The 22,112-nt window shown below is 71.4% G+C and carries 18 protein-coding genes; 11 read left to right on the top strand and 7 right to left on the bottom strand.

Annotation, left to right across the window (positions count from 1 at the left end; all coding sequences use genetic code 11):
* Positions 1 to 143: 143 nt before the first annotated feature.
* Complete coding sequence (locus OHN19_RS16015) at positions 144 to 536, top strand: hypothetical protein (protein WP_185093249.1); 393 nt, start codon at positions 144 to 146, stop codon at positions 534 to 536.
* A gap of 103 nt (positions 537 to 639) precedes the next feature.
* Here the strand turns inward: OHN19_RS16015 and OHN19_RS16010 are convergent, their stop codons facing one another.
* Positions 640 to 2,805: a peptidoglycan recognition protein gene (locus OHN19_RS16010; protein ID WP_330264845.1), complete on the bottom strand. Its 2,166-nt coding sequence runs from the start codon at positions 2,803 to 2,805 to the stop codon at positions 640 to 642.
* Between the two features lie 283 nt (positions 2,806 to 3,088).
* Between OHN19_RS16010 and OHN19_RS16005 the strand changes: the two genes are divergently transcribed.
* From OHN19_RS16005 to OHN19_RS15990, 4 genes are all read left to right on the top strand, one after another.
* The gene (locus OHN19_RS16005; RefSeq protein ID WP_330264844.1) at positions 3,089 to 3,706 is read left to right on the top strand and encodes an RNA polymerase sigma factor; all 618 of its coding nucleotides are present in this window, start codon (positions 3,089 to 3,091) and stop codon (positions 3,704 to 3,706) included.
* Positions 3,703 to 4,509: a hypothetical protein gene (locus tag OHN19_RS16000; RefSeq protein ID WP_330264843.1), complete on the top strand. Its 807-nt coding sequence runs from the start codon at positions 3,703 to 3,705 to the stop codon at positions 4,507 to 4,509. The genes OHN19_RS16005 and OHN19_RS16000 overlap by 4 nt, the downstream gene beginning before the upstream one ends.
* A 453-nt stretch (positions 4,510 to 4,962) precedes the next feature.
* A complete protein-coding gene (locus OHN19_RS15995; protein ID WP_330264842.1) occupies positions 4,963 to 5,625 on the top strand; it encodes an RNA polymerase sigma factor in 663 nt (220 codons plus the stop codon).
* Complete coding sequence (locus tag OHN19_RS15990) at positions 5,625 to 6,722, top strand: hypothetical protein (protein ID WP_330264841.1); 1,098 nt, start codon at positions 5,625 to 5,627, stop codon at positions 6,720 to 6,722. Before OHN19_RS15995 ends, OHN19_RS15990 begins: the two co-directional genes overlap by 1 nt.
* Before the next feature lie 288 nt (positions 6,723 to 7,010).
* Here the strand turns inward: OHN19_RS15990 and OHN19_RS15985 are convergent, their stop codons facing one another.
* On the bottom strand, positions 7,011 to 7,871 hold the full coding sequence (locus tag OHN19_RS15985; protein ID WP_330264840.1) for a L,D-transpeptidase family protein: 861 nt from the start codon (positions 7,869 to 7,871) through the stop codon (positions 7,011 to 7,013).
* Positions 7,872 to 8,017: 146 nt separating this feature from the next.
* On the opposite strand from OHN19_RS15985, the gene OHN19_RS15980 reads away from it, so the two are divergent.
* Entirely contained in the window at positions 8,018 to 9,598 is a 1,581-nt protein-coding gene (locus OHN19_RS15980; protein WP_330264839.1) for an acyl-CoA mutase large subunit family protein, read from the top strand.
* A gap of 17 nt (positions 9,599 to 9,615) precedes the next feature.
* Complete coding sequence (gene leuE, locus OHN19_RS15975) at positions 9,616 to 10,266, top strand: leucine efflux protein LeuE (RefSeq protein ID WP_330264838.1); 651 nt, start codon at positions 9,616 to 9,618, stop codon at positions 10,264 to 10,266.
* On the opposite strand, the gene OHN19_RS15970 is transcribed toward leuE, so the two are convergent.
* On the bottom strand, positions 10,256 to 11,656 hold the full coding sequence (locus OHN19_RS15970; RefSeq protein ID WP_330264837.1) for an FAD-dependent oxidoreductase: 1,401 nt from the start codon (positions 11,654 to 11,656) through the stop codon (positions 10,256 to 10,258). The genes leuE and OHN19_RS15970 overlap by 11 nt on opposite strands.
* Positions 11,657 to 11,726: 70 nt before the next feature.
* Here OHN19_RS15970 and OHN19_RS15965 point away from each other — a divergent pair, with 70 nt between their 5' ends.
* Positions 11,727 to 12,374, top strand: a complete 648-nt coding sequence (locus OHN19_RS15965; protein ID WP_330264836.1) for a TetR/AcrR family transcriptional regulator — start codon at positions 11,727 to 11,729, stop codon at positions 12,372 to 12,374.
* Between the two features lie 192 nt (positions 12,375 to 12,566).
* On the opposite strand, the gene OHN19_RS15960 is transcribed toward OHN19_RS15965, so the two are convergent.
* Positions 12,567 to 13,682 (bottom strand): acyltransferase, encoded by a 1,116-nt coding sequence (locus tag OHN19_RS15960; protein WP_330269631.1) that lies wholly within the window; start codon positions 13,680 to 13,682, stop codon positions 12,567 to 12,569.
* 242 nt (positions 13,683 to 13,924) lie between these two features.
* Between OHN19_RS15960 and OHN19_RS15955 the strand changes: the two genes are divergently transcribed.
* Genes OHN19_RS15955 through OHN19_RS15945 form a run of 3 tightly spaced genes read left to right on the top strand, consistent with a single transcriptional unit; the run spans position 13,925 to position 19,414 of the window.
* Positions 13,925 to 15,388 (top strand): glycosyltransferase family 29 protein, encoded by a 1,464-nt coding sequence (locus tag OHN19_RS15955; protein ID WP_330264835.1) that lies wholly within the window; start codon positions 13,925 to 13,927, stop codon positions 15,386 to 15,388.
* A complete protein-coding gene (locus OHN19_RS15950; protein WP_330264834.1) occupies positions 15,385 to 17,715 on the top strand; it encodes a glycosyltransferase in 2,331 nt (776 codons plus the stop codon). Before OHN19_RS15955 ends, OHN19_RS15950 begins: the two co-directional genes overlap by 4 nt.
* 7 nt (positions 17,716 to 17,722) lie before the next feature.
* On the top strand, positions 17,723 to 19,414 hold the full coding sequence (locus OHN19_RS15945; RefSeq protein ID WP_330264833.1) for a hypothetical protein: 1,692 nt from the start codon (positions 17,723 to 17,725) through the stop codon (positions 19,412 to 19,414).
* Here OHN19_RS15945 and OHN19_RS15940 read toward each other — a convergent pair.
* The 3 genes from OHN19_RS15940 to OHN19_RS15930 are packed head-to-tail and all read right to left on the bottom strand — an operon-like array spanning position 19,404 to position 22,103.
* Positions 19,404 to 20,672: an NAD(P)/FAD-dependent oxidoreductase gene (locus tag OHN19_RS15940; protein ID WP_330264832.1), complete on the bottom strand. Its 1,269-nt coding sequence runs from the start codon at positions 20,670 to 20,672 to the stop codon at positions 19,404 to 19,406. The two genes, OHN19_RS15945 and OHN19_RS15940, sit on opposite strands and share 11 nt — an antisense overlap.
* Positions 20,669 to 21,091 (bottom strand): GtrA family protein, encoded by a 423-nt coding sequence (locus tag OHN19_RS15935; RefSeq protein ID WP_330264831.1) that lies wholly within the window; start codon positions 21,089 to 21,091, stop codon positions 20,669 to 20,671. Before OHN19_RS15935 ends, OHN19_RS15940 begins: the two co-directional genes overlap by 4 nt.
* Entirely contained in the window at positions 21,081 to 22,103 is a 1,023-nt protein-coding gene (locus OHN19_RS15930) for a glycosyltransferase family 2 protein (protein WP_330264830.1), read from the bottom strand. Before OHN19_RS15930 ends, OHN19_RS15935 begins: the two co-directional genes overlap by 11 nt.
* Positions 22,104 to 22,112: the final 9 nt, after the last annotated feature.

Here is a 22,112-nt window from a genome sequence, read left to right as displayed (position 1 = left end):
GAGGGATGCGGTGAAGGTGCGTCGGTCCTGCGCCGGTCTCGCCGAAGCCCCCCGAATCGTGTGACGAACGGTCCCTCCGGAACGCTGTCACCCGTGTGACGACTGAAGTGACCGCTCATACGACAGCCCGTTCGACCGCCGATGTGACGACCCACCAGGCGCACCGGCCCTCCGCCGCGGCCAGACCCGTACGGTGGGCGGCCGACGCGGTCTCGACCCTGCGCGAGGGCGCCCGGGTCCGGCTCGACTACTCGGCGCAGAGCCTGTGGCGCGTCGACCGGCTCATCGAGGAGATACGCCGGGAGGGAGCGCCGTACGCCGCCCTGGAGACCGTGCTGCGCGGGCTCGGGGCCTACGCCGGTGAGGTCGTCGTCCGCCAGACCGGTGCCGAGTGGTGGGCGAGCGGCGGTGAGTACTGGGTCCGGACGCCCGACGGCCGCCTGTGGGACCCGGTGGACGAGGCCCGCCGCTGTTTCGCCGGGGACGGCTCGCTGCGGCTGCTGTGCCGGGACGCGACGGGGGCCGTACGGCGATGAGCGGGACAGCGAGAGCCGTGGCTCCGTGAACGCGGAACGGGCGTCCGCCCCCCGGATGCGGGGAAGCGGACGCCCGTTCCTGTGAACTCGGCGATCCGGACGGCTACTTGATGTAGACCAGGCCGTCCGTCGTGATCGTCGGGCGGCCGCTGGTGCCGACCACCACGATCTTGATCTTGTGCTGGGCGCTGGACGCCCAGGACTTGGTCCAGATCGCCTGGCGGTACTTCGTGGTGGCGGACTTCAGGTCCACGGTCGCGACCTTGGTGCCGTCCACGTAGACGTACGCCTGTCCGGAGGTGGACGCCCGCGAGACCACCCACGCGGCGGACTTGCCGGTGAACGTCCAGGTCAGGCTCGCGTTCTTGGAACCGCTGGAGTACGACTTCCCGCCGAGGTAGCTGGACGACGAACGGGCGGTCCAGCTCCCGGACTTCGTGGCCGAGGTCTCCTGGAGGATCATCGGCGTGTAGGCGGGCGACGAGGTGCGGGTGTTGCCCGCGACGTCGTACGCCTTCATCGACCAGGTGCTCGCCGAGCCGGACTTGGCGGTGCGGTTGGAGCTGGTGGTGGTCGGGCCGAAGGTGGCCGTCGTCGGGGACAGCAGGCTGACCTGCTTCAGGGCCTGCGCGTCGGTGGCCTTCCAGCCGAGGGTGACCGGGACGGCGGCGGTCTCCACGGTGCCCGCGCGCAGGGTGATCTTCGGGGTGGTGGAGAAGACCGGCGCGGTGGTGTCCGCGACGACGGTCAGCGCGGTGGTGGCCGGAGTGGTCTTGCCGGACTGGTGCACCGCCCGCACGGCGACCTTGTGGGTGCCCGCGGCCAGGGTCGTGCTCGCCGAGGTGGCCGTGCCCGCGGTGGTCTTGACGACCGTGCCGTCGACCAGCAGCTCGAACTTCGAGATCAGCGAACCCGGCGTGGTCGTCGACCACTTCGCGGTGATAGCGCCCTTGGTGTAGTACGTCGAGCCGGACAGGGTCGCGCCGGTCAGCGAGGTGACCTTCAGGCCCTGCACCGGGCCGGACGCCCAGGCGCGGATGGTCGGCAGCTGGCCGTAGAGCGTGGTGCCGGGGCACTCGGTGGCGTAGCCGTCGCGGTGACCGGAGATCCGGTTGAAGGTGTAGAGGCTGCCCGCGGTGAAGCTGGTACCGGCGAGGTTCTTCTGGGTCGCGCCCGCCTTCAGCTGGACCGTGGAGTTCGGGTCGACGCCGTACTGGCCGAGCTTCCAGGCCGCGATCCGGGCGACCGAGGTGAGGGCGGCGGTGGAGGCGCCCGCCGAGGTGTACTCGCCGATCACCGCGATGCCGGTGGACTCACGGTTCCAGCCGTAGGTGTGGGCGCCCAGGACCGGCTGGTCGACGCCGCCCTTGCGGCCCTCGAAGATCGTGCCGCACTTGTCGACCAGGAAGTTGTAGCCGAGGTCGTTCCAGCCGTTGCCGTCGGGGGCCGGGGCGGTGTGGTACGCGTAGATGGCCCGCACGATCGACGCCGACTCGGCGCAGGTGTAGTCGTTCGACCCGGCCGTGTGATGGACGAAGACGGCCTTCACGTCCGCGTTGTACTCCGACGGGTCGGGGCTCAGCGACTCGTCGGCGCCCCAGTCGGCGCGCGAGACGATCGGCGGCTCGGGAACCGTGGAGGTCGGGGCGGTGGGCGTGGTGGCCGTGGGCGCCGGGGAGGTGGGCGTGGTGGCCGGGGCGGTGGGTGTGGTGGCCGTGGGGCTCGGGGTCACGTCCTCCGTGTAGGCCGCCGGCTCGGTCGCGGCGTCGGCCGCTTCGGCGGCGGTCACGCCCGGGTCGACCAGGTTGACCTTGAGCCCCGAGGGCAGTCCGGCGCTGGTGGTGCCGTCCTCGTGGACGACCTGCACCTCGACACCGTCCGAGGGGCCCACCCACAGCGGTTCGGACGCGCCGCGTGCCCCGGCCCGCTCGTCGGCGTCCTCCACCGGGTCCGCGTCCGTCTCCAGGTCCTGCCAGGAGGTCCACGCGCCGGTGTCGAGGCTCCGGGTGCGTACCTGCGCCTTGCCGTCGAGCTGCTTGGTCGCCCCCGTCCAGGAGATGCCGAGCAGCGAGAACTGCTTGGTCTCGGTGCGCGGCAGCTCACGCTCACCGGTCTCGGGTGCCTTCAGCGCGAGGTCGTAGACCTTCACCGGTCGCTCGGCCCGCGGATCCCCCGCCGCGTCGGTCGACGGGCTGGCGACGGCGTAGCTCGCGATTCCCCCGCCCCCCAGGACCACCGCGCCGAGCGTCAGCCACGCCCGCCGCTTCATGCTGAGCGGTCTGTACGCACGGCTTCTACGACGACTCACTACCTACCCCACCCCTGATTCAGTTGAACTCGGTCACAGAAGTGCCACCTGTTGCACAGGTGGCACTCACACAGCGTCCAAACGATCGCAGACGTCACAGGCGTCACATGCGGAGGCCCTGGGGACAGGTACGGGACTGTGACACTTCTGTGCGGTCGGACGCTGTTGACCGTGGGGGACATGGGCAAGGGCGACCCCGCCGACAGTGCGGAATCGCCACGAACCGGTACGGACAGGAAAGTTCTTGGGCCAGGGAGGGGAACCCCGCCGCGCGCAGGCGTACGACGGGGAACTGGGCACGGCCGTCGCGCGGGCCCAGGAGGGCGACGAGTCCGCGTTCGCGGTCGCCTACCGGCTGGTGCAGCCCGCACTGCTCGGGTATCTGCGCGGGCTGGTCGGGGACGACGCCGAGGACGTGGCCTCCGACGCCTGGCTGGAGATCGCCAGAGACCTCGGCCGGTTCCGCGGGGACGGGGCCGGGTTCCGCGGCTGGACGGCGACCATCGCCCGGCACCGGGCCCTGGACCATCTGCGCCGGCAGAAGGTGCGGCCCCGGTCGGCGGCGCTGGAGCAGGACATGCTGGACCTGCCCGGCCCGCACAGCACCCACGACCAGGCGCTGGAGTCCCTCTCCACCGAGTACGCCCTGGAGCTGGTCCGGGCACTCCCGCGCGACCAGGCCGAGGCGGTGCTGCTCCGGGTCGTCGTCGGACTCGACGGCCCCGCCGCCGCCCGCGTCCTCGGCAAACGCCCCGGCGCGGTGCGCACCGCGGCCTACCGGGGCCTGAAGCGGCTGGCGCAGCTGCTCGGCGCCGAGAGTGTGACGGATGAGCGCCCCCGGACGCTGGGGGAGTCGACATGACAGGCGAGGACGGCACGGCGGACAGGAACGGACACGGCATGGGCGACGAGCGGAGGGAGGGTGCAGCGCCGGGCGCGGAGCAGCCGTACGACGACGGGATCCTGGGCGACCTCCCCGAGCCGTCGTACGACCGAGGCCGGCTGGAAGCGGTGCTCGGGGCGGCGATCCTCGCGGAGAAGACGGACGGGGAGGCCGAGCGCCGGGCCCTGGAGGCCTTTCGGGTGGCGCGGGACGCCGGGGCGCACCGGGCGCGGACGCGGCGGCGGGACGACTGGCGGCCCCGTGCGCGACGGCGCGGGGCGCGGTCCTGGAAGGCGACGCTCTCCGTGCTCCTGGCGAGTCTCACCCTCGGCGGTGTCGCCTACGCGGCGATCGGCGCCGGTGGCGGTGACGGCGGGTCGGCCAAGGATGCGGCGGACGACGGGGGCGCACGTCCGAGCGTCACCACGAGCGCCCCGGTCCGGTCGCCGAGCGACTCCCGGCCCGCCGTGTCCGCCCCCGCCGACCGTCCGGCCACCGCGAAGGACACCCTGGCCCACTGCCGTGCGTACGAGAAGCTTCGGGGCCGCGGCAAGGCGCTCGACTCCACGGCGTTCCAGAGGCTCGCCGCGGCGGCCGGCGGCGAGGCCAACGTCAGCGCCTACTGCACCACGCTGACCGCCCCGGCGACGGCCACGGCGAAACCCGGGAAGACGCCGGCGCCGACGGAGGCGAAGCCCGGGAAGGCGAAGCCGGAGGAGGCGGCTGCGGGGCAGGGCACGGCGGGGCCGAACACGGACAAGAACCAGTCCCGAAAGCACTGACGCACGTCTCGCCGGGCCGCTCCTCCGCGCCGACGCCGGGGTGTGAGCGGGCGATCGCCGGGATCAGGGGCGCGAGGCGTCCGCCGGCAGCGACAGCACGCAGCACGCGAAGCTGAACACGCCTGTACCGCGGAGACGGCCAGGGCCGCCACCCCCCACAGGAGAGGCCCCGGCCGTCGCGCGGCACGGGCCGCGCGGCGGCCCGTAACTCCTTCAGCGTCAGGAGTGCGGTTTCTGTCACACCCCGCCGTCATACCCACCCGGCCGCGCCCCCGGATCACGAGGTAGTTGCGTTTTGTGCGGACATGGACGAGCAGCGGTTTCAGGTCGTAACGTGCCTTTCGCGCCGGGCGCGGATGTTGAATGATCAACGCGACTCTCGAACGATCACCACCACCCTCGACGGCTCGAAGCGGCGACCATCGATCGCGACCACGTATTGAGGATTCACGGGTGCTGGGGGACGACGCGGAGTTGACTGCCGCGGTGCTTGCGGCACAGGACGGGGACGAGACCGCGTTCCGTACTGTGTACCGCGCCGTGCACCCGCGGCTGCTCGGATACGTCCGGACACTGGTCGGCGATCCGGACGCCGAGGACGTGGCCTCCGAGGCCTGGCTCCAGATAGCCCGTGACCTGGACCGCTTCGACGGCGACGCGGACCGCTTCCGCGGCTGGGCCGCCCGGATAGCCCGCAACCGGGCCCTGGACCACATACGGATGCGCGGCCGCCGCCCCGCCATCGGCGGCGACGAGACCGAGCTGACCGGCAAGCCCGCCGAGTCGGACACCGCGGGCGAGGCCATCGAGGCACTCACCACCGGCACCACCCTCTCGCTCATCGCCCGGCTGCCCCAGGACCAGGCCGAGGCCGTCGTGCTGCGCGTGGTCGTCGGCCTGGACGCCAAGACCGCCGCCGAGACCCTGGGCAAGCGTCCGGGCGCCGTACGGACGGCCGCGCACCGGGGGCTGAAACGGCTCGCGGAACTCCTCGGCGCGGATCCGGAATCCGCCGGTGCGCTCGATGCCCTGCCGCCCCAGAGAGAACCGCAGGACCGTGCGGTGACGTCCGCGAGTGTGACGCATATGCGTCCGCGGACGCAGAAGGACATGTGATGGCCGACGAGAGCTACGAGTGGCTGGACCTCGAGACAGCCGAGCGGTTGCTGCGCGGCGAGCCACTGGAAGCTGTCGACGAGGCCACCCGCGACCGGGCCGAGCGCCTCGCCGAGACCCTGGCCGCGCTGACCGCGGAACCCGCGCCGACCAGCACGGAACTGCCCGGCGAGGAGGCCGCGTTGGCCGCCTTCCGCAAGGTGCGCGCGAACCGTGCGGACGACTGGGTGAGCCCGCCCGAGCAGGGCCGGCACCCGGTCGGAGGCGACCTGGCCGACGCCGGTCTCGTACGCATCGGCGCTCCCGGTCCGAAGGCCGGGGCACCCCGCCGGCGCCGCCCCGCGCATTTAGGTCTGGCTGCCGTACTGGCCGCCGGGGTGGTGGGCGGGGCCGCGGTCGTGGCCGGAACCGGAGTCCTCGCGCCGTCCGGACACGACACACCGGAGCCCGGCTCCTCTGTGTCGACGGACGTCTCCCCGGACCGCCCCCTCGTCTCGCCCTCCCCGCGGGCCCCCAAGGCGGTGCCCTCACCGAAGGGCTCCCCGTCCGGCGCGGGCGGCTCGCGCGACACCGCCCGCGGTGACACCGGCGCGGCCCGCGGCTCGGCCTCCGAGGGACTCGGCGTCCGCCCGGGCAGTGACGGGGACTTCGCCGTCTCGGCCTGCCGTGACCTGCGCGAGGGCAAGGAGCTGACCCCGACCCGCAAGCACTCCCTGGAGGGCGCGGCGGGCGGCTCACCGCGGGTGTGGAAGTACTGCAAGGGCGTCCTGTCCGAGGACGGCGGCAAGGCGGGCTCCGACGACCGCAAGGGCGGCGGCCGGGGCGAGGGCGGAGGCCGGGGCGAGAACGGCGGCAACGACCGGAGCGGCCCGGGCGACGGGCACGGCCGGGGCGACCAGGACGGCCGCAACGGCGGCGGTGGCCACAACGGCGGTCGCAACGACGGCCAGTTCATGGCCCCGGACAACAACCGCCCCGGCCCGAACGGCGACACCACCGCCCCCGCCTCCGGCACCCCGCTCGTCCCGAGCCGGGCAACGATGTCACCGGGCCCCGGCCCGGCCCCGGAACCGAGCCCGTCGTACAGCGCGCTCTGACCCCGACCCACCGCGCCCTGCCCCCTGACCCAACCGGGCTCTGCCCCCGATCCACCCCGCTCTCCCCCCGCCTCAACACGCTGACCTGCATCTTTCGCACCCACCGCGGTTCCCGTCGCGGTGGGTGTGACGTTTTCGGTCGTCGTGGCGCAGTAATGAGTGAGCCGACTGGTCATCGGCCGTCGCACAGAGCCGGGGTTCCCCCCGTACCTACGGCTCGTGCACCTCGGCGCGGGCGGGACACGTTCCCCCGGTCCCGTCCGCGCCCCTAACTCCTCTTCGCGCCCGTCACCAGTGGACGACGACCTTGTCGCCGTTCCGCACCTGGGCGAACAGGTTCGCGATCGCCGCCTCGTCCCGTACGTTGACGCAGCCGTGCGAGGCGCCCGCGTAGCCGCGGGCCGCGAAGTCCGCCGAGTAGTGCACCGCCTGGCCGCCGCTGAAGAACATCGCGTAGGGCATGGGGGAGTCGTAGAGCGTCGACACATGGTGCCGTGACTTCCAGTAGACGCTGAACACACCCTCACGGGTCGGTGTGCCCACCGAGCCGAAACGGACCGACACGGTGGTCAGTGTCCGTCCGTCGATCATCCAGCGCAGGGTCCGGCTGGTCTTGCTGATGCACAGCACCCGCCCGGTCAGACAGCGCGGGTCCGGCGCGTCGGCCGGCTGTCCGCCCATCAGGTACAGCTCCCACTTGCCCGGCTCGTGCGTCATGGCCTTCAGCCGCTGCCAGGTGACCGTGTCGGTCTTCCCGGTCCTCGGCAGACCGCGCTTGCCCTGGAACCCCTTCACGGCCCGCTCGGTGAGATCGTCGTACGACCCCGTCGGGCCGTCGTAGAGCCACGCGACCTGCCGCAGCCGGGCCTGGAGCTCCCGCACGCCGCGCCCGGAGTCGCCGCGCGACCACAGCACGGCGGCGGGCGCGGCGGAGGTGCTCGGAGGTGCCGAGCCGGCCTTCGGATCGTCCGGGTCGCCGTCCGCCGGGGACGCCGGCGGTGGCGTACTGCGCTGGGGCACCTCGATCCGCACCGGCAGATGCCGCTTGCCGTCGCCGCCGTCCTCGCCTGTGCCCTGCACCGTGCAGCCGCAGGCCATCGCCAGGACCAGCAGTGCCGCGAACCCTCGCCCCATGCCCGTAGTACGCATCCGGCCCCCTGCCGTCTCACCGACATCTCCTGGACCCTGGATGTCTCCCCACACCCGCCCGGCCACGAACGACCCGGCCGCGATCCGCCCACCCGCTCACGAACGACCGGCGGCGATCCGCCCGGGACCGCAATACCGTGGTGGGCATGACGCGTGAGTCGGAGTCCGGACTGCCCATCGAACCCGTCTACGGTCCCGAGGCCCTGGAGGGCTGGGACCCGTCGGAGAAGCTCGGTACGCCGGGCGCGTACCCCTTCACGCGGGGCGTGTACCCCTCGATGTACACCGGCCGCCCCTGGACGATGCGCCAGTACGCCGGTTTCGGCACCGCCGTGGAGTCCAACGCCCGTTACCGGCAGCTGATCGCCCACGGCACCACGGGCCTGTCGGTCGCCTTCGACCTGCCCACCCAGATGGGCCACGACTCCGACGCCCCGATCGCGCACGGCGAGGTCGGCAAGGTCGGCGTCGCCATCGACTCGGTCGAGGACATGCGGGTGCTGTTCGGGGGCATCCCGCTGGACCAGGTGTCGACCTCGATGACGATCAACGCTCCCGCCGCGCTCCTCCTGCTCCTGTACCAACTGGTGGCGGAGGAGCAGGGAGTGAGCGCGGACCGCCTGACCGGCACGATCCAGAACGACGTGTTGAAGGAGTACATCGCGCGCGGGACGTACATCTTCCCGCCGAAGCCCTCGCTCCGTCTGACCGCCGACATCTTCAAGTACTGCGGGGCCGAGATCCCGAAGTGGAACACCATCTCGATCTCCGGCTACCACATGGCGGAGGCCGGCGCCTCACCCGCGCAGGAGATCGCCTTCACCCTGGCCGACGGCATCGAGTACGTCCGTACGGCCGTGGCCGCCGGCATGGACGTCGACGACTTCGCGCCCCGCCTCTCCTTCTTCTTCGTCGCCCGTACGACGATCCTGGAGGAGGTCGCCAAGTTCCGTGCCGCCCGCCGGATCTGGGCGCGGGTGATGCGCGAGGACTTCGGTGCGAAGAACCCCAAGTCCCTGATGCTGCGCTTCCACACCCAGACCGCGGGCGTCCAGCTGACGGCCCAGCAGCCGGAGGTCAACCTGGTCCGGGTGGCCGTGCAGGGCCTGGCCGCGGTCCTCGGCGGCACCCAGTCCCTGCACACCAACTCCTTCGACGAGGCCATCGCACTGCCGACGGACAAGAGCGCGCGGCTGGCGCTGCGCACTCAGCAGGTCCTCGCCTACGAGACCGACGTGACCGCGACGGTCGACCCGTTCGCCGGCTCGTACGTCGTCGAGAAGATGACCGACGACGTCGAGGCGGCCGCGCTGGACCTGATGCGGAAGGTCGAGGACCTCGGCGGCGCGGTCGCCGCGATCGAGCACGGCTTCCAGAAGGGCGAGATCGAACGCAACGCCTACCGCATCGCCCAGGAGACCGACTCCGGCGAACGGATCGTGGTCGGCGTCAACCGCTTCCAACTGGACGCGGAGGAGCCGTACGAGCCCCTCCGCGTCGACCCGGCCATCGAGTCCCAGCAGACCGAACGCCTCGCCCGCCTCCGGGCCGAACGCGACCCCGCGGCGGTGAACTCGGCCCTCGCGGCCCTGAAGAAGGCGGCCGAGGGCGAGGACAACGTCCTCTACCCGATGAAGGACGCCCTCAGGGCCCGGGCGACGGTCGGCGAGGTCTGCGACGCACTGCGCGAGGTGTGGGGCACCTACGTACCCTCGGACGCGTTCTGAATGCGACACTCGTCCCCATGTTCGGTGTCATAGACCTCCCCACCTACCTGGCAGGCCTGGTCCTGATCGTCCTGCTGCCCGGGCCCAACTCGCTCTACGTCGTCTCCGTCGCCGCGCGGCGGGGAGTGCGGGCCGGGTACACCGCCGCGGCCGGGGTGTGGTGCGGGGACGCCGTGCTGATGACGCTGTCCGCCGCCGGGGTCGCCTCGCTGCTCCAGGCCAACGCCGTGCTGTTCGGGATCGTGAAGTACGCGGGCGCCGGGTATCTGACGTGGCTCGCGGTGGGGATGCTGCGGGCCGCGTGGGGGCTGTGGCGCTCGCGGCGCTCGCCGGTGGCCGAGGCGGAGGTCCCCGACGCCGGTCCGGGGGAGCGGCCGTACCGCAGGGCCCTGGTGATCAGCCTGTTCAACCCCAAGGCGATCCTGTTCTTCGTCGCCTTCTTCGTGCAGTTCGTCGATCCCGCGTACGCCTACCCGGCGATCTCCTTCGTCGTCCTGGGCGCCTTCGCCCAGCTGGCCAGCTTCCTGTACCTCACCGCCCTGATCTTCGGCGGGACGAAGCTGGCCGACGCGTTCCGTCGGCGCCGGCTGCTGTCCGCGGGGGCGACCTCGGCGGCGGGCGCGCTGTTCCTCGGCTTCGCGGTGAAGCTGTCGCTCGCTAGCGCGTGATCCCCCGGCCCAGGTAGCCCGCCAGCTGCGCGGGGTCCTCGCCCGCCCAGCCCACATAGCCGTCCGGACGCACCAGGAACAGCCCCTTCCCGTACGACGGCTGCTCGTCACCGGCGACCACCCGCACCGGCTCCGGCACGTCGGGTGCCTCGACGCCGACCGCCACCAGCGTCCAGTGCGGGCCCCGGAAGGCGTCGAAGAGGCGTACGCCGGCCAGCTTGCCGTCGGGGGCGCGGTCGCCCGCGCGGAGCCCGGCCGGTGCCGTGCGGGTCTCCTCGGTGAGGGACGAGTCCCGGTATCCCAGGCCGAGCTGACGGGTCGCGTCCCCGCGGCGGACCTCCCCGCGGTGCACGCCCGTCGAGATGCCGAGCATGTGCGCGGCGACGGGCCGGCGCTCCTCCTCGTAGGTGTCCAGCAGGGTGGCCGGGGCCCCGGACCGCAGGACCGCGCCCAGCTTCCAGCCCAGGTTGTAGGCGTCCTGGACGCTCGTGTTCAGGCCCTGGCCGCCCGCCGGGGAGTGGACGTGGGCCGCGTCGCCCGCGAGGAAGACCCGGCCGGAGCGGAAGGCGTCCGCGAGGGCCGCGCGGGGCCGGAAGTCGGAGGCCCAGCGGACCTCCGTGACGGACTCGGGGGCGAGGTGGGAACGGGCCGCGACGACCTCGCGGATCGCGTCGGGGGAGAGGTCCACCCGCGTGCCCTCCGGGAACTGCGCCACGACCTGGAAGTCCTCGGTGCCGGCCAGCGGGCAGATCGCGAGGTAGCCGGCGCCCTCGCCGCGCGGTGGGAAGACGTGCCAGTTGTCCCGGTCCAGGCCCGTGATGCGGACGTCCGCGACGAGCATCGGGTTCGGGTCCACGGTCTCCCCGGTCATGCCGATGCCGAGGGCCCGGCGCACGACCGAGCGGCCGCCGTCGGCGGCGACGAGATAGCGGGCGCGGATGTCGGGGCCGGTCGTGAAGCGTACGGTCACGCCCTCGGCGTCCTGTTCGAGGCCCACGGCCTCCCGCCCGAAGGCCACCCGCCCGCCCAGTTCCTCGAGGCGGGCGAACAGCACCTCCTGGGTGCGCCACTGCGGCACCATCCACGGCGCGTTGTACGGTGCGTCGTCCGTCACCTCGACCGGGTCGAACATCCGGTGCTCGCCCACCCGCTCGCCGTCCTGCCAGATCATCCCGACCGGGTACGTGCCCCCGACGGCGTGGATCGCGTCGAGCACGCCGAGGTCGTCGAAGACCTCCATGGTGCGCGGCTGGAGGCCCTTGCCGCGCGAGCCCGGGAAGAGCCGGTCCGCCTTCTCCACGACCAGCGCGTCCACGCCCCGCCGGGCGAGGTCGATGCCGAGGGCGAGACCGGTGGGGCCGGCGCCGACGACCAGTACGTCCGTGTTCATGTCCTGCTCCTTAACGCTGTTAAGTGCTGTCGGCTCCGAGCGTGCCCTTAACGCTGTTAAGCTGTCAAGTGTGAGCACCGAGAAACGCCCGCCCCTCGACCGCGCGAGGGTCGCCGACACCGCCCTGAAGCTCCTGAACGAGGTGGGCCTCGACGGCCTCACCCTGCGCGCCATCGCCAGGGAACTCGATGTCAAGGCGCCCGCCCTGTACTGGCACTTCAAGGACAAGCAGGCCCTGCTCGACGAGATGGCGACGGAGATGTACCGGCGGATGGTCGCGGACGCCGACCTCGACCCGTCCGACACCTGGCGGGAACGGCTGCTCAAGGCCAACCGCGGACTGCGCACCGCCCTGCTCGGCTACCGCGACGGCGCCAAGGTCTACAGCGGCTCACGCTTCACGGGCCTGGTCCACGTCGAACAGATGGAGGACACCCTGCGCCTGTTCACCGCCGCCGGATTCACCCTCGCCCAGGCGGTCCGCGCCACCTCGACGTCGTACCTCTACACGCTCGGGTTCGTCACCGAGGAACAGGGCGTGGAGCCGATGCCGGGCGAACGCCGAGAGGGCTTCGACGTGACGGAACGCGCCCGCGTCATGGCCGACTTCCCCCTGTCGGCGGCGGCGGGCACGGAGATCTTCCAGGACTTCGACCGGCATTACGAGGAGGGGCTGGAGTTGGTGATCTCGGGGATCGAGGCGCGGTACGGGGTGTAGTCGCGGGAATTCCGGCAGGGCGTGTTTCCGTAAAAGCGCCTGAAAGTGGTGGTCGTCCGGTATCGGCTGCCCGCGTCCGACCAGGGAAACGCCACGGAATTCAGCTCGGCGTCAGGTGCGCGGCCGTCCCGCGATCCGCAATGCGGACGAACAATGGGCCACACGTCGGGACAGCACAGGAAGAGACGCCGGTCAGCGCAGCAGTGCTCCGCGCAGTCGTGGGGTCAGCGGCTTCTCGACCAGTCGGTTCACGAGCCAGGCCAGTGACAGCATCAGGGCGATCGTCAGGGCGAAGGTCACCGACGACGGGATGCCCAGACTCCGGTGCAGGACCCGGACGGCCACCCAGCCCAGGTGCTCGTGCACCAGGTAGAAGGGGTACGTCAGCGCCCCGGCCACCGTCAGCCAGCGCCAGTCGGCCCAGTTCAGCCAGCCCAGCGCGATGGCCGCCACCGCGACGAATCCGAAGGCGACCACCAGCACGATGCCCAGCGAGGTGCGGTGCGCGAAGGCGTTGGGGTCGGAGGCGTTCCACAGCGACTTGACCGCGTAGTGCTGCCCGATCAGGAAGCTGACCACCACGATGCCCCACGCGTACACGTCCCGCCGGTCGCGGTGGACGAGGTAGAGGCCGACACCGCCGATGAAGAAGGAGGCGTACTCCGGCATGAACACCGTGTCGAGCAACGGCTGGTGGGCGGCCTGCGTGATCGCCGCCGCCAGCGTCCAGCCGGCACAGAACATGATCACCCGGCGCCGGGAGGCCCCGGGCAGGACCACGCACAGCGCGAACAGCGCGTAGAAGCGGACCTCCGCCCACAGCGTCCAGCAGACCCCGAGCACCCGGTCGACGCCCAACGGCATCTGGAGCATCGTCATGTTCACCATGACGTCGCTCGGCGACAGCGCCTTCTGGGCGGCCACCGGCAGCGCGAACACGGCCGTGACCAGCAGGACCGCGACCCAGTAGGCGGGCAGCAGCCGGGAGGCGCGGGAGGCGAAGAACGACTTCAGGGGCCGGCCCCAGCCGCTCATGCAGATCACGAATCCGCTGATCACGAAAAAGACCTGGACGCCGAGGCAGCCGTAGGAGAAATAGGTGTGCAGCGTCGGGAACTGGCGTTGCGCGGAACTCCCCCAGGACTGGGTGATGTCACCGCCGCGGCCGCCGTAGTGGTACGCGGCCACCATGAGTGCGGCCACCAGTCGCAGTCCGTCCAGGGCCCGCAGCCGGGTCTCCCGGGGGCGCGGTGCGGGCGATGGCCCTTCCGGCCGCCGGGGCAGGTCGGGTGCCGGCCGGACGGTCATGCTGGTCACGGGTTTTCCCTTCGCAAGCTCTGCAGAGCCTAAGTCACTCCTGTGGATGCGCCTCAGCACGTTAGTCCGAATCACGGCGATGTCTTACGTGCCGAGTCAACGATTGGCCTTCTGGTCCCGGCGAGTTCACCTGAACGTCGTTTTGGCTTCCTAAGTTCGCCCAGAATCCCCCCACGTCGCAGTAAACCCGTGAACTTGTCTTTGCTTTGGCAAGAAAAATCAACAGGAGAGCCATGACGACGGTCCAGAAGAGGCGTGCACGCGCGCGTGGAGGGGAGCTGGACGACTGCCTGCGCGCCTGTGCGGCGCACAGCGGCAAGGTCGTCGGCAGCGTCGACCGCCGCCGCGTCGAACTCGGCGAACAGCTGCGCAAGCTGCTGGTCGTCTGGGGCACGACCGCCACCGCCGCCCCGGCCACGCCCGCCCCCTCCGGTGCGACCGCCCTGCTGAAGCGGGCCGTCAAGGGTGCCGCGACCCCCACGGCGAACATCCCGGCCGAACTGCTCGACGCCCTCCTGGCCGTCGGCAACAAGGCCCTGGAGTGCGGCTACGACGACGAGCTGAACCTCGCCCTGATCATCAGCGACACCGTCCTCGCCCAGCGAAAGAACTCCCGCGCCGGCTGGCGGCTGCGCGCCCGCCTCCTGGAAGCCCTCGGCGAGGAGGCCGAGGCCCTGGAGGCGTACGAGAAGTACCTGAGCCTCACCGACGACGACGGTTTCGGCGTCCGCGCCCGCATCGCGGGCCTGCGCATCGCGGGCGAGAAGGAGCGCGAGCTCCTCGAACTCCTCACGCGGCAGGTCCCCGGCGCCCGCGCCTTCGCCGACCGCCCCGCCACCGACGTGTGGGCCGAGGGCCTGGCCGCGCACGCCGTCGGCGACTGGGCCGAGGCCGAGCCCCGGCTGGTGGGAGCGCTCCTCGCGCTGTACGACGAGAACGCCCCGGTACAGGAGCGGCAGGAACTGCTCAGCCAGTACCTCGACCTGCGCTCCACCGAGGACACCGACGGCGCCGCGCTCACCCGCGCGGTCGAGCTCTACGCCGAGCAGCGCCGCAACCGCATGCGCGGTCCGGTCGAGGACCCCACCATCGGCGGCGTGCAGTGGATCACCCTCGGTGAGTTCCGCAACCAGATCGCCGGCAAGTCGATCTGCCTCATCGCCAACTCCGGCCGTGTGGGCGCGAGTTCGCTGGGCGCGGAGATCGACGCGTACGACCTCGTGGTCCGCTTCAACTCCTACCGGATCGACCCGAGGCACACCGGCGCCAGGACCGACATCCACGTCACGATCCACAAGCACGGCTTCAACTGGGACCAGCACGTCACCACCCGGCTGGTCTTCGGCGGTGTCTCCGGCGACTGGAAGTACTCGCTGCGCAACCGCCTGGTGCCCGGCGCCCAGACCTACCTCGGCGACGAGTCGCTGCGCTGGCCCCTGCGCAACATCGGCAAGGTCGGCACCGACGTCTGGTCGGGCATCCCGACCTCCGGCTTCAACATGCTGTGGCTGCTGGACTTCCTCGACGTGAGCCCGAAGCTCGACCTGATCGGCTTCGACTTCTACGAGAGCGGCGCCTACCGGGTCCAGGACGCGATGAAGCTCGCCATCACCTCCGTGCACGAATACACCAGCGAGAAGGCATGGGTCATGGAGCGGGCCCAGAGCGTGACCGACACGAGGATCTCCCTGCGATGACCACCAACTCCCTCACCGCGACCGCCCCCCTGGCCCCGGTGACCGACGCGCACGCGCTCACCGGCAAGCGGAAGATCGCCTTCGCCAGCTTCGTCGACGAGAACTACCTGCCCGGCTTCCTCGTCCTGCTGCGCAGCCTCGCGCTGACCAACCCGGACGTGTGCGAGGACTTCGTCGTCCTCTACGACGACCTGCGCCCCGGCTCGATCGCGCAGATCCGCGCCCTGCACCCGCGGATCGTCCTGAGGCGCGTGGACGCCGAGCGCTACGACTCGTACAAGAAGGGCGACCAGGACAACTACCTGGTCCGCAAGGCGTACTTCATCCTGGACGTCTTCAGGATCCGCGAGTACGACACCATCATCACCCTCGACACCGACATGGTCGTTCTCGGCGACCTCGGTGAACTCCTCCGGCTGCGCGAGGGCCTCGCGGCCGTCCCGCAGTTCTTCTACGGGCAGCACAAGCTCAACTCCGGTCTGCTGGTCATCCAGCGCGAGTACCTGAGCGACTCCTTCTGCGCCCGGCTCGACAAGTGCGGACGCTCCGGCGACTACGAGCTCGACAAGCACGACCAGGGCATCCTCAACGCCGTCCTGGACGGCGACTTCGTGCGCCTCGACGCCCGCTACAACTTCGTCAAGCGGCGGCTGTCCGGCGACCTCCCGGTCCCCGACGACACCGCGATCCTCCACTTCACCGGCCGCCACAAGCCCTGGCAGGGCGGCGAGTCCGGCTACAGCCGCGCCGAGGAGCGCTGGCGCGAGTTCGAGCTGTCCGACGCCGAGTTCCAGGCCGCCTACCTGGACCGGCAGGGGAGCCTGCACCACGACCTGCTCGTGCACTACGGCACCCCGCACGTGGCGCGCACGGGGGACGTCGAGGCCGCCCGCAAGGTGGCCGCCGCCCACATCTCCACCGGCGACTACCAGGACGCCGTCGACATCCTGAGCAGCGTCCGCATCCCGCTCGACGAGGCCTGGCCGCACGAGGTCCTCGGCCACGCCCTGATGAGCGTCTCCCGCTACGACGAGGCGAGGACCCAGCTCCTGCTGGCCGCCGCCGCCCCCAACCGGGCCGCCACCGCCTACGCCCGCCTCGCCCAGATGGCCTGGGTGCACGGCGACAACACCGAGGCCCTGCGGTACGCCACCGCGGGCACGGCCGTCGACCCCACCCACCGCTCCAGCCGCCTGTGGGCACAGCGCGCCTCCGCCGTGCCCGCCCAGGAACTGGGCGCCCCCGAGGACCAGTTGGCGCACGTCGCGTTCTACATGGACCGGCAGGGCAACGCGGGCGACAAGCTCCTCCCGGAGAGCGTCCGCTCCGCCTTCGGCCCGGACACCACCTCCCGCCGCTGGCACTCGGTGCACGCCCACCGCCTCTTCGACGAGGGCGCACTCCAACGCGTCAACCGCCGTCGCGGCCTGGTCATCGGCGGCGGCGGCCTGTTCATCCCGGACACCATGCCCAACGGCAACAGCGCCTGGCAGTGGAACGTCCCCGACGAGCTCCTCAAGCGCATCGACGTGCCCGTCGCGGTCTTCGCCGTCGGCTTCAACGCCTTCGACGGCCAGTCCTACCGGGCGGGCCGCTTCCGCGACTCGCTCCGGCTCCTCGTCGAGCAGTCCTCCTTCTTCGGGCTGCGCAACCACGGCTCCATCGAGAAGGTGCGGGCCATGGTCCCGTCCCACCTCCACGACAAGATCCGCTTCCAGCCCTGCCCGACCACGGTCACCCGCCAGTTGGTCCCCGACTGGCAGGACCCCGGCAAGCGCGACGACACGATCCTCATCAACGCCGCCTACGACCGGGCCGGCCTGCGCTTCGGCCACGACTACGGCTACTTCCTGGCCCAGATGGCGAAGGCGGTCCGCGACCTGGGTGAGCTGGCCGAAGTGCAGTGCGTGGCGCACTCCCTGGACGACGAGAAGATCGTCTTCGATCTGCGGCGCGAGCACGGCATCTCGATGCCGGTCATCCCGATGTACGACTTCGAGAACAAGGAGATCCTCGACCTCTACGCCCGCACCAAGCTGGTCATCGGCATGCGCGGCCACGCGGGCATGATCCCCTTCGGCTGCGGCACCCCGATCATCAGCCTCATCTCGCACCCGAAGATGGCCTACTTCCTGCGGGACATCGAGCGGCCCGAGTGGGGCGTCTCGGTCCACGACCGCCACCTCGCCGACCGGCTGGTGGAGCGCTCGAAGGAGCTGCTCGCCGACCACGACAGGACGGTCGCCGACGTCCACGGCCGCCAGCAGGAGCTGTGGAAGGTCACCGAGGCCAACGCGGCCGACCTGCGGGTCCTCCTGGGCGGCTGAGCACACCATGACGACGACCCTGGCCGACGACACCTCCGTACGGCCCACCTCGCCCGGCGCCCGCCGCTCACCCCTCAGGTGGGCGGCGGTCGCCGTGCCGTCCGCGGCCGCCGTGGTGTACACGGTGCTCACCCGCGGTCTCACCGGCGACCTCCACTACGTCCTGGCCGCCCTGCGCACCGGCCGGGCGGCCGGCTACTCACCCTCCGAGGTCTTCACCCACCGCCCGTTCTTCTACCGGTGGTTCGTCGCCCTCCTCGACCGGCTCGCCTTCTTCGGCGGTACGGCCGTGCGCGAGGCGGTGATGAACGCGGCGGGCGTCCTGCTCGCAGCCGCCGCGGCCTACGCCCTCCACGCGGCACTGCTGCGCCGGACCACGCCCCGCGAGGCCGCGCTGACGGCCGGCGCCACCGGGCTCGCCCTGACCCTCGCCCCCCGCAACGACTTCCTCCAGCCGGAGTGGACGGCCGTCGTCCTCACGGTGTTCGCCGTCGCCGCCGCGCTCGGCCCCCGCCGTCCCTGGCCCGCGGCCCTGCTCGCCGCGCTCCCGCTGGGCCTCGCGGTGATGATGAAGTACTCCACCGCCGCGACCGCCGCGATCGGGGTGCTCCTCCTCTACGCCGTCGACCGGGGCCGGGCCGTACGCCTCACCCTGGTCGGCATCCCGGCGGCTCTGGCCCTGTTCGGGCTGAGCGTCCTCGCGGGCACCCGTGAGTGGCAGTGGACCGAGGACATGCCGCAGATCAACCAGTCCGCGCTCAGCAGGACCGGTATCCGCCCGCACTTCATCCTCGACCGCACGGTGGACTTCCTGGCCGACCGCGCCGTCACCAGCCCGGTGCTGCTGCTCCTGCCGGGCGCGCTGCTGCTCGTCCTGACCCGGGTACGGGGCCGGCTGCGCCGCACCGAACTCCTCGTGATCGCCGCCCTCATCGGCCTCGCCGCCCAGGCGGTCGTGGTCGTACAGGGCAACTGGTTCCTGTACCACGGCGCGCAGATGCCCGTGGTCGCGGCGGTCGTCTGGGGCGTCGCGGTGGGCGGCGCGCGCAAGTCCCCGCCGTGGTGCTTCGGGGCCGTCTCCCTGCTCTACGGCGTCCTGCCCGTGCTGTACGCCCAGCTGCCCGGCAGGTTCCAGCGGCCGTGGGAGGTCTGGGCGGCCGGACTGGTCGCGCTGCTCGCGGCCGGGGTGGACGTCCTGCTGGAGAAACGGCTGCGGAACCGGTCGGCCGTCCTGGTCGCCCTGTCCGGTGTCGTCCTGCTGGCCGCGAGCATCTGGCCGGGCTCCCCGCACCTGGTGCTGCACGGCAAGGTCACCGTCACCGGCGCCGGGTACCTGGAGCAGCAGCGGCGCACGGCCGACCAGGTCGACCGGATCGCCGCCGAACTGCCTCCCGGCGCCCCGGTGCTGTACCTGGCCTTCGGGGAGACGGCGTACGACCTCGACCACCCGGCCCGGTGCCGCTACCCGATCGCCACCTTCCTCCAGCGCACCCGCTACCTGCCGGACGTGGCCGGGCTGAAGTCGTTCAAGGAGAACGCCGACTGCGTGGACCACGACCCGGCCCCGTACGCGGTGCTGGAGCGGCCCTGGTTCCAGCCGGGCCACGTCGACCCGGAACTGTGGCGCCGGGTCACCGCCGTGTACGACTGCCCGCCCGGGAGCCCGGGGGAGCGGCTGGTGCTGTGCGTCAGGCGTTGAGCCCGAGCGCGGTAGTGACCTCGCGGGCCATCGCCACCGAGTAGCTCTGCCCCCGGTCCTGGGGGTAGATCTGCGCCATCGTGGCCAGCGTGACCCGGCTCAGGGGCGTCTCATGGGCCGGGATCAGCGCCCGGTACTCGGGCGTCACCACCGGCTGGGCGAACCCGGCCTTCGAGAAGTGCCAGGTCTGGATCCAGGACCTGTCGAAGGCCGGGTTGATCCGCTTGAGGTACGGCACGAACTCGTCGAGCAGCTGACCCGGGTCCGTGGTGAACCGCCGGTCCTCGCGTTCCACGTAGTTGCCGACGTAGAGGATGTGGCGGCCGCCGTACACGGACGGGTCGATCATCTTGGTGTGCTCGACCACCGCGAGGAACGGGAAGTCCGGCTCGTTGATGTTGAGCCAGTAGTACGGGATCGCGCTGCGGTCCAGCTCCAGGACGAAGCAGGTGGCGCCCAGGTACTGGTTCTTCCACAGCGTGCTGTCGTCGGGCAGTCCGGCGGCCTTCGCGAAGGCGGGCTGCGGGGTGGTGACGATCAGCCGCTCGAAGGCGTACGAGGATCCGTCCGCGCAGGTCACGACGGCCTCCTCGGGCCCGTCCTGGCGGATCGACCGGACGGCCTTGCCGAACTCCACCTTCCCGCCGTGATCCTCGATCCCGTCCCTGAGCGCCGCGTACACCCGCTCGAACCCGCCGTCCACATAGCCGAGTTCGAAGGTCCGGCAGTGGATCCGCGCCCACAGCCACGCCATCGACACCTGTTCGGCGCGGTCACCGAACTTGCCGCGCAGCAGCGGCTCCCAGATCGCGGCGGTGGCCTTCTTCCCGGCCCACTTGCGCAGCCAGGCCAGCGCGGTGAGGTCGTTGTAGCGATCGCCCTTGCGGACCGCCTTCAGCACCGCTGACGAACCGGCGAAGCGCACGGCGTCGACCGGGCCGAACTCCGGGAAGCGCAGCATGTCGAGGGGGGTGGTGAAGTCGATCAGCTTCCCGCCCCGGTAGATGCCGGTGGTCGGCCGGTGGAAGCGCAGGGCGTCACCCAGCCCCAGCTCCTCGATGAGCGCGATCATCGCTTTGTCGCTGCGGAAGATGTGGTGGTAGTAGCGCTCCAGGGGAACCCCGCCGACCTCCAACGACGCGGCGAGACCGCCGAGTTCGTCGGCCGCCTCCAGGACGGTGACCTGGTGGCCGGCGCGTACGGCGTCCCAGGCGGCGGTGAGGCCGGTGGCACCCGCGCCGATGATGCCGAGGTTCATGCGAAGCTCCACTTTCTGTTGAGCACGAACTGCAGCGCCAGGACCAGCGGCAGCGAGGCCGCCTTGATCAGGCCGGCGTCGATCCCCAGGCCGTCGGTGAAGGCGAGGAAGAGCAGGTTCGTCAGGGCGATGCCGGTCAGGCCGACGGCGTAGAACCGCAGGAAGCGCACGACGAGACGGTCGCGGCGCTCGAAGGTGAACCGTGCGTTCAGCACGAAGTTGTTGGCGATGCCGAGCGTGGTGCTGATCGCGTTGGCGAACTGTTCGTTCATCCCGGCCGCGTTGTGCAGCAGCAGGAAGACGACGAGGTCGAGGGCGACCCCGCTGCCGCCGATCAGGGTGTAGCTGAGCAGCTGCCGGGAGAGCCGCCGCCGGGCCGGAGCCGTCGTGGTCCCGGGCGCCGTGGTGTCAGCGCTCACCGTCGCCGCCGATCACATCGCGCACCAGATACAGCGGCCGGCCCTGCGCCTCGCTGTAGATGCGCCCCACGTACGCGCCGATGACACCCAGCGACAGCATCTGCGTGCCGCCCAGGAACAGCACGACGCACATCATCATCGTCCAGCCGGAGACGGTGATGTCGGGGCGGAAGAACTTCATCGCGAGCGCGTAGACGATCCCGAGCAGCGACAGCGCGAGCACCACGAAACCGAGCCGCGTGATCATCTTCAGCGGGGCGGTGGAGAAGCTCGTCATGCCGTCGATCGCGAGGCGGGCCATCTTGCGCAGCGGGTACTTCGTCTCGCCCGCGAAGCGTTCGTCGCGGTCGAAGGCCACCTCGGTCTGCCGGTAGCCCATCGAGGCGACGATCCCGCGGACGAACCGACTGCGCTCACGGTACTTGCGCAGCTCGTCCGCGACCCGCCGGTCAAGGAGCCGGAAGTCCCCGGTGTCCAGCGGGATGTCCACGTCGGTCGAGGAGCGCAGCACCCGGTAATAGAGGTGCGCGGTGGCCCGCTTGAACGCGGTGTCCTGCCGGGAGCGCCGACGGGCGTGCACGATCTCGGCGCCCTCCCGCCAGGCGTCCACCAGCTCCAGGCTGACCCGTGGGGGATCCTGCAGATCGGTGTCCATCACGATCACCGCGTCTCCCCGGGCCACGTCGAGACCGGCGGTGATGGCGATCTGGTGCCCGAAGTTGCGGGCGAAGTCGACGACCCGGACCCGCCCGTCGTTCTTCGCGAGATCCTTCAGGATCGCCAGGGAACCGTCGCCGGAGCCGTCGTTGACGTAGACCAACTCGAAGTCGAGTTCGGGGCGTTCGGCGAGCGCCGTGACCAGCTCGGTGTGGAACGCCGTGATGCCGTCCTCCTCGTTGTAGACGGGGAGGACGTACGAGACGAGGGAGCGGCGCACCGGCTCCGGTCCCGGCGGCGCCGGCTGTGCCGGGACGACGTCGGGTATGCGCGGTCGGATGTCCTGCTGGGGCATTCGGAGAAG

The organism is Streptomyces griseorubiginosus, assembly GCF_036345115.1.
GTDB classification, from domain to species: domain Bacteria; phylum Actinomycetota; class Actinomycetes; order Streptomycetales; family Streptomycetaceae; genus Streptomyces; species Streptomyces griseorubiginosus_C.
Note: the sequence above shows the minus strand (reverse complement) of the source record. Positions and strands in the feature narration are given on the sequence as shown.

What these genes read in the sequence shown, in the direction of transcription:
- OHN19_RS15955 (WP_330264835.1), top strand. Translation starts at nt 13,925, where the DNA reads ATGACGACGGTCCAGAAGAGGCGTGCACGCGCGCGTGGAGGGGAGCTG.
- leuE (WP_330264838.1), top strand. Translation starts at nt 9,616, where the DNA reads ATGTTCGGTGTCATAGACCTCCCCACCTACCTGGCAGGCCTGGTCCTG.
- OHN19_RS15985 (WP_330264840.1), bottom strand. Translation starts at nt 7,871, where the DNA reads ATGCGTACTACGGGCATGGGGCGAGGGTTCGCGGCACTGCTGGTCCTG.
- OHN19_RS15945 (WP_330264833.1), top strand. Translation starts at nt 17,723, where the DNA reads ATGACGACGACCCTGGCCGACGACACCTCCGTACGGCCCACCTCGCCC.
- OHN19_RS15990 (WP_330264841.1), top strand. Translation starts at nt 5,625, where the DNA reads ATGGCCGACGAGAGCTACGAGTGGCTGGACCTCGAGACAGCCGAGCGG.
- OHN19_RS15940 (WP_330264832.1), bottom strand. Translation starts at nt 20,672, where the DNA reads ATGAACCTCGGCATCATCGGCGCGGGTGCCACCGGCCTCACCGCCGCC.
- OHN19_RS15930 (WP_330264830.1), bottom strand. Translation starts at nt 22,103, where the DNA reads ATGCCCCAGCAGGACATCCGACCGCGCATACCCGACGTCGTCCCGGCA.
- OHN19_RS16010 (WP_330264845.1), bottom strand. Translation starts at nt 2,805, where the DNA reads ATGAAGCGGCGGGCGTGGCTGACGCTCGGCGCGGTGGTCCTGGGGGGC.
- OHN19_RS15970 (WP_330264837.1), bottom strand. Translation starts at nt 11,656, where the DNA reads ATGAACACGGACGTACTGGTCGTCGGCGCCGGCCCCACCGGTCTCGCC.
- OHN19_RS16000 (WP_330264843.1), top strand. Translation starts at nt 3,703, where the DNA reads ATGACAGGCGAGGACGGCACGGCGGACAGGAACGGACACGGCATGGGC.
- OHN19_RS15980 (WP_330264839.1), top strand. Translation starts at nt 8,018, where the DNA reads ATGACGCGTGAGTCGGAGTCCGGACTGCCCATCGAACCCGTCTACGGT.
- OHN19_RS15960 (WP_330269631.1), bottom strand. Translation starts at nt 13,682, where the DNA reads ATGACCGTCCGGCCGGCACCCGACCTGCCCCGGCGGCCGGAAGGGCCA.
- OHN19_RS15950 (WP_330264834.1), top strand. Translation starts at nt 15,385, where the DNA reads ATGACCACCAACTCCCTCACCGCGACCGCCCCCCTGGCCCCGGTGACC.